The sequence below is a fragment of the Paenibacillus sp. P4_E11 genome (assembly GCF_056401635.1).
In genome coordinates this window covers 1-6,258 of the sequence record NZ_JBFUIX010000171.1, presented here as the reverse complement: position 1 = coordinate 6,258, position 6,258 = coordinate 1, and the positions used below count along the sequence as shown (strand labels likewise).

Annotated in this window: 8 protein-coding genes; 1 reads left to right on the top strand and 7 read right to left on the bottom strand. The window is 48.5% G+C overall.

The genetic code is table 11. From position 1 onward, the window contains the following. Positions 1-77: 77 nt before the first annotated feature. The 6 genes from AC1DWB_RS30290 to AC1DWB_RS30265 all read right to left on the bottom strand — a co-directional run bounded on the left by AC1DWB_RS30290 (position 78) and on the right by AC1DWB_RS30265 (position 5,101). Positions 78-1,730, bottom strand: a complete 1,653-nt coding sequence (locus tag AC1DWB_RS30290) for a copper amine oxidase N-terminal domain-containing protein (protein WP_477544820.1) — start codon at positions 1,728-1,730, stop codon at positions 78-80. A 142-nt stretch (positions 1,731-1,872) separates the two neighbouring features. After that, complete coding sequence (locus tag AC1DWB_RS30285) at positions 1,873-2,271, bottom strand: VOC family protein (RefSeq protein ID WP_477544819.1); 399 nt, start codon at positions 2,269-2,271, stop codon at positions 1,873-1,875. A gap of 38 nt (positions 2,272-2,309) precedes the next feature. After that, the gene (locus tag AC1DWB_RS30280) at positions 2,310-2,744 is read right to left on the bottom strand and encodes a YciI family protein (RefSeq protein ID WP_477544818.1); all 435 of its coding nucleotides are present in this window, start codon (positions 2,742-2,744) and stop codon (positions 2,310-2,312) included. A gap of 101 nt (positions 2,745-2,845) precedes the next feature. Further along, the gene (locus AC1DWB_RS30275) at positions 2,846-4,105 is read right to left on the bottom strand and encodes an RNA polymerase sigma factor (protein ID WP_477544817.1); all 1,260 of its coding nucleotides are present in this window, start codon (positions 4,103-4,105) and stop codon (positions 2,846-2,848) included. Beyond that, the gene (locus AC1DWB_RS30270) at positions 4,102-4,536 is read right to left on the bottom strand and encodes a YciI family protein (protein ID WP_477544816.1); all 435 of its coding nucleotides are present in this window, start codon (positions 4,534-4,536) and stop codon (positions 4,102-4,104) included. The genes AC1DWB_RS30275 and AC1DWB_RS30270 overlap by 4 nt, the downstream gene beginning before the upstream one ends. 205 nt (positions 4,537-4,741) lie before the next feature. Then, positions 4,742-5,101, bottom strand: a complete 360-nt coding sequence (locus tag AC1DWB_RS30265) for a Gfo/Idh/MocA family oxidoreductase (protein ID WP_477544815.1) — start codon at positions 5,099-5,101, stop codon at positions 4,742-4,744. 19 nt (positions 5,102-5,120) lie between these two features. On the opposite strand from AC1DWB_RS30265, the gene AC1DWB_RS30260 reads away from it, so the two are divergent. After that, the gene (locus tag AC1DWB_RS30260) at positions 5,121-5,633 is read left to right on the top strand and encodes a hypothetical protein (protein WP_477544814.1); all 513 of its coding nucleotides are present in this window, start codon (positions 5,121-5,123) and stop codon (positions 5,631-5,633) included. 104 nt (positions 5,634-5,737) lie between these two features. Here AC1DWB_RS30260 and AC1DWB_RS30255 read toward each other — a convergent pair. After that, a partial coding sequence (locus AC1DWB_RS30255) for a DUF998 domain-containing protein (protein WP_477544813.1) occupies positions 5,738-6,258 on the bottom strand: 521 nt, incomplete at its 5' end.

The following is a 6,258-nucleotide window of genomic DNA, read 5'->3' as shown; positions in this document are numbered from 1 at the left end:
GTAGTTGATCTTATGTCCCTTAACAAAGCGAGACTGCCGATCCATGTCGGCAGCCTCGTCCTAGTTGCTTATTTGTCCTATTCCCTCGTTACTTGTACAGATCTAGTCTCTTCGTTCCATTGTGTTTTTCCACCTAACTGTGTAACGATAAAAGTTAAGGGTACGAAACTATTATCATCTCGCAAGAGTACTTCCTGTTCCATCTCCAACTTTTTTCCGTTGACTAATGCGATGTTACTACCGCCTTGCAGAACAATCGTTCGGGAAGTCTCCGGATCGGTCACCGTAATAGCTTGAGTAGTTGAATTCCAGTCCACCTTGGCATTCAATCGCTCGCTGATGAATCTGGTCGGAACCATCGTAACACCTTTCTCAATGAAGGGCTGTTGTGTGTACGGGATATACTTACCTGTCCCCAGATAGAGCGGAAACGATATTTTTGTAATACCGAGATCATTTTTCATCAATTGATATATGGCCGATTTCGGGTCTAAATTTTGTACAAAATCATTAGGTTTCGACTCTTTATCCAGTGTCAAGCTTCCCCCGCTTGTTGGGATCGAATCCGCTTTGACATTACCATTCACGTTCCAGTTTTCCATAGACATTGTGATCTTTATCGCGTTAATACCTTTTGTGTCTTGCAATTGCGGTGCTATCATTAACACGGTGTTCGACTTTCGAAGCTTAAAGCTGTTATCGAAGTATAAGTCCGAATTAACATAAGAGTCTTTGTTAAAAACTTTCTGCAAAACTTGCTGACTCTCTTCGCTGCTGCTTTCCAATGCAACCAGTGCAATAATGAACAACTGCTTCACTTCAGTATGAATCACTTCAATCGCAATGTCACGATCATCTAATACGGCTTTGATTCCAGTCAGTATCGGTTGCACCTTAGACTTGACTTGACCGAGTGGACTACTATTATATGGTGTCATTTCCTCATAGCCGTAGGAATCATTGTCTTCATAGTCGTCTTTCTCACTTGAAATCGTCGAGACTGCCTTATCCAGTTCGGCCGCAATTAGTGGATATACGGCATCGTATACCTGACCAATCAAATCCTTGAGCGCTTGATTATCTTTTAGTACATTTTTGATAAAAGCTTTGGCAAGCGGAAGCAGCTCATCGCCTGTTATTTCACTATGCAGCTTATGTAAGGACACGGTCTCGCCATTGATGAGATCGTTGACTGTATCAACCTTCAATTTACTCGGATTGGGCAATTGTTTAATGAAGTAGGACATCATGCTGCTCGTCAGAACGCCGTCACTTAGCTTTGCTTGAAGCTCAGTGAAGAAAGGCGGCATCGTGTCGGAACTTGAATCTCCTTTAAGATCCAATACGATCGGTTTCTTGCCTCCTTCTAGTTTAAGCACCAATTGCTCGGCGGTTACAGATGCTTCGAATGGTATGTTATACTTAGCTAGTAGAGCAGACCCTTTTACCGACATCCGCGTGCTGTTCTCCATCTTTATGGCATCAAATTTGATCTTCATATTCTCGAATAATTTCAACATGGCCAATTGTTCTGGTGCAGTCGATGCTTTCTCATCCATTATGAGATTGAGAGTGAATTCGCCTTTGCCCTCCATCGATTTAGCGACAACTGCCTCCACCAAAGCTTTGTTTACATCGAATCCACTTACTGCCTGACAACCCACAATAACAACTAATAGAGTCACGAACAGTAATCTAGTTATTTTCTTTTTCCAATTCCGCACCTTCATTGATTCACTCTTCTCTCTCATGTGAAATGGTATAATGTCATCCAGAATTAGAATTATTCGACAGCGTAAAGCAAACTCCTCTTTTCTCAGTACAAACAAAAACAGACTGCCGTGGCAGCAGCCTGTTCATGGATAGAACTTTCTATTGTTGTTTGACTATCTGCCAAGTAACGCCGAATTTATCCAAGATTTCGCCGTAATAAGCTCCCCATGGCTGTAGATCGAACGGATACTTGATCGCACCACCCTCGCCGAGATTCGCGAAAGCCGTTCGAGCTTCAGGTTCGCTGTCGTACGATAAAGATAGATTAATACTTCTGCCCCCGGCAACCGGACCGAAGGAATCGGACAGAAACAATGTATTGGCTCCAGCAACCGATAGCACCATATGCATTACTTTATCCTTGACCGCTTCCGGAGTGCCCGGCGTCTGACCGAATGTCATGACGGACTGGATCTCCCCTCCCAGTGCCTGCTTATAAAATTCCGCCTGCGTTCTTGCATCCTCCGACATCACATAAGGGGTAAGTTGTGCTCCCATTTTTCATCAACCTTTCACATTGTTTTTTTGTTAAACGTTTAGCTTTTGTTAAACATGTCAATCTGATCTCGCAAATCGGCCTCCAGGGCGATCGTTTTTGAAGTTTGCAGCAAATTCGCATCCTCGATTAGCGGACGGAGCTCAATCTGGCCCTCGCCACAGCCGCTCGGATTCGGCATGCGCTTCGCCCAATCGATCGCTTCTTCTTCCGATTTCACATGAATGAGAGTAAATCCTGCAATCAGTTCCTTCTCCTCCGCAAAAGGTCCAACCGTTACTTTCGGCACCTCACCATGTATGGGATAAGTGATCCGCATCCCGCTCGAACTCGGCTGCAAGCCTTCAGCAGCAAGGAGGACCCCAGCACTGGCCAGAGACTTGTTGTACTCCGCCATCGCATCAATGAGTTCCCGACTGGGCTTCACACCAGCTTCAGTATGCCTTGTGGCTTTGACAATCAACATATATCGCATTCACGTTTCCCTCCCGATATCGTATGAGGTCGGGCAACTCGCAAGCCCGCCCTCTACTTAAACAACGAACGGGAGACAGAATAATCGACAGGGCGGTTAAATTATTTTTCTAAAGTACATTCCGCGGCTCGCTTCAGCAGAAGTTCACGCTCTCGCGTGTTACGCGTGAGCGAAGCGGCTCGTTCGAATTCTCTGCGGGCTTCGTCGATACGATCTAATTTGACCAGAAGATCGCCTCGTACACTCGGGAGTAGGTGGTATTCCTTCAACGACGGCTCGGAATCCAGCGCATCGACAATTTGAAGACCGAAAGCAGGGCCGAATGCCATGGCGATTGCCACCGCCCGGTTCAATTCGACGACGGGCGATGGCATTACGCGTGATAAGGCTTCATATAGGGCGGCAATACGTGCCCAGTCGGTCTCGACTGCGATACGAGCCTGCACGTGGCACGCGGAAATTGCAGCTTGAAGCGCATATGGACCGAGCGGGCGTCCTAGGTTCCGGGCACGCTCGAGAGCGGCCAAGCCGCGGCGGATCAGCAGTTGATCCCATAATGCGCGGTTTTGGTCCATAAGTAGTATGGGCTCCCCCATTGCGTTTACCCGGGTTTTGAACCGCGAAGATTGAATTTCCATGAGGGCAACCACCCCGTGAATCTCCGGCTCCGTAGGTGCGATTTCCGCCAGGATACGTCCAAGTCTGAGCGCCTCCTGGCATAGCTGCGGACGAATCCAATTGCCACCAGAAGTCGCCGCATACCCCTCATTGAACATCAGATAAATAACTTCAAGCACCGTTGACAGGCGCTCCTTGAGCTCTTCACCTACTGGAACCTCGAAGGCAATTCGTGAAGCACTAAGCGTTCTCTTCGCCCGAACGATCCGCTGTGCAATAGTTGATTCTGCGACGAGGAAAGCGCGCGCGATTTCATCAGTCGTGAGTCCTCCGAGCAGACGCAGCGTCAGAGCTACTCTTGCTTCCTGGGATAAGATCGGGTGGCATGTCGTAAAGATCAATCGAAGAAGATCATCTCCGACCTCTCCGTCCAGCGCATTGTCGATGTCGTGCTCGGTGTACAATACGCTGCTGCGTCCCAGCTCTTCATACTTCTGGTCACGCACTTTGCTCCTGCGCATCAGATCAATCGCTCGGCGTTTCGCCGTAGTCATCAACCAAGCACCGGGATTATCCGGGATGCCGATATCCGGCCACCGTTCCAATGCAATGAGAAGCGCATCCTGTGCAAGGTCTTCCGCTAGGCCGACGTCGCGTACCATCCGCGCCAGTCCGGCGATTAGCTTGGCCGATTCGATACGCCAGATGGCATCAATTGTACGCTGGACTGTGGAATCGTTCACGAATGGTTAGGCCTCTTCATCTGTACACGAATCGCAGCTTCCATCGCCAGCGTTTCCGGATTCTGTGTCAGATCTTGCGCATCCAGCACTTGGCGGAGTTCGATTTCCCCTTCACCATAACCGTGGGGATCCGGCATACGCATCGCCCATTCGATCGCTTCTTCCCTAGATTTGACCTCAATCAGTGTGTATCCTGCTATAATCTCTTTCGCTTCCGTGAATGGGCCATCGATTACTTTCGGCTTGCCGCCAGGTTCCGGATAGGATATCCGAATCCCATTCGAGCTTGCTTGCAGACCATCGGCTGCGAGAAGCACACCGGCCTTAGCCAATTCCTCGTTGTACCGCAGCATCGCTTCGAGAAGTTCCTGACTTGGCATTATACCTGCTTCGGAGTCCTGTGTACCTTTGACAATCATCATAAATCGCATTTGTTTTCTCCTCCTGAATTCATAATGGTAACTCGATTCCCAATCAATTCGGATCGATAATCTCGCTCCTACTTGGACGACGAATAGCCATCCATGAAATCGACATTGCGAGTATAAAAATAGTTTTGCTAGGTTATCTGTCGCACCGCTGTCCAGTTATTATTCGTTATTCATGCGTAGAACTCCTGTACAATGACGTTATCCGTTACCGCAAAAATACTTCCTTGCCTTCTCGGCTAGACTCATAAATGGCCAATATAAGATCGACAGCCTTTCTTGCCTCTTCACCGGGAATCATCGGATCCCGGTCTTCCCAAATTGCACGGATCATGTCTTCCACTAGAATAGAATGACCATCGGCAAACGTCGGCCCAGCACCAGAAGCTCCTATGTATAATTCCGTGGAATCCCCTTTAGTCGTCTTCCAAGTTAAGATTCCGGTATCAGCCAAGATAACGGTCCCTTTCTCCCCATGAATCTCGAATCGGGTCGCTTGCTCCGGGTATACCGAAGTCGTCCCCTGGATAACGCCGAACGCCCCGCTGCGGTATTTCACGACTGCCACTGCGGTATCCGCAAAAACGTTGAAGTACGGAAACGAAAGTACACATTATAAGACCGGCAAGAATGGCTGCCCGGAGCCCATCAATCCGATTTATACAAAAGAAATGTCCTGGACGGCGGATTACCGGATGCTGGCCTCTACGATCAAAGAAGGTGATTGCGCGCGGTACATATCGCTACTGAATGCTGACAATCCAGTCGAAAAAGAGTTTGCCGGGTTGATCCAATCTGCGGATCAGGCGTATTTATCGGCAGACCRCCCGATTTATTACGACATCGACCAGAACTCACTGCCTTCTCTTCCGGAAGACTTGCTCGTCGTTAATACGAATGCGCTGAAGGTAATCGCTGATACGTGGTCGAAGTCGATCGTTAACGGCACCTCGTATCCGATCGATAAAGCGCAGCAGGATGCCCAATCTGCCTGGGAAAAGGCGGGTGGGCAAAAGATCGACGATTTCTACAAAAAATGGCACGCCGACAACAAAGCTTCTGTCGTACTCACGAAGGAATGGTATTCTTCGAAAAAGTGATGATTGCGTTTTGCACCGACCTGGCATGCCATTCGGTGCAAAACTGTTTTTATTGACGGCCAGTATTAAGAAACGCTTTGAAGCCTGGATCATTTGAAATCGGTCTATTTTGTAATTACCTTAGAGGCTTCGGCGCGTAATCGGGCGGCAAGAGCTGAAACCCATCCGAAGGCAACAATCCCAGCACTTCCCATGATAACGCCAATCCAACTACTAATGCCGCTACCCACCATAATAAGCAATGGTGAGATAATGCCCGTCGCAATGCAGTAGGCACTCCAGCCACGGTCGCCTTGTATAGCAAACCTCCGTGCAAAAACAAGGCTTGCCGCAATCAAACAAATAAAAGCTATAAAAAAAGCCATAGAATGAACTGCAGCTTGGCCACTCATGGATGTGGGCATACCCGCAGGAGCACCGATGGGAAAACCAAGGCCTGGGTCTGGGCGAAAAAAGCCAGCCATTATCATACCAATCCCATATATCCCGATGAGCAAGGGACCCCACTTACCGCCCTTACCGCCTCGTAGTAAGCCGCGTACTCCGATTGCCGCCAACACAGCGAGTAAGCCGGTAACGATGAAATCAGCACTCTGAATCCACCCCAAATCACCTAACGTTAGAG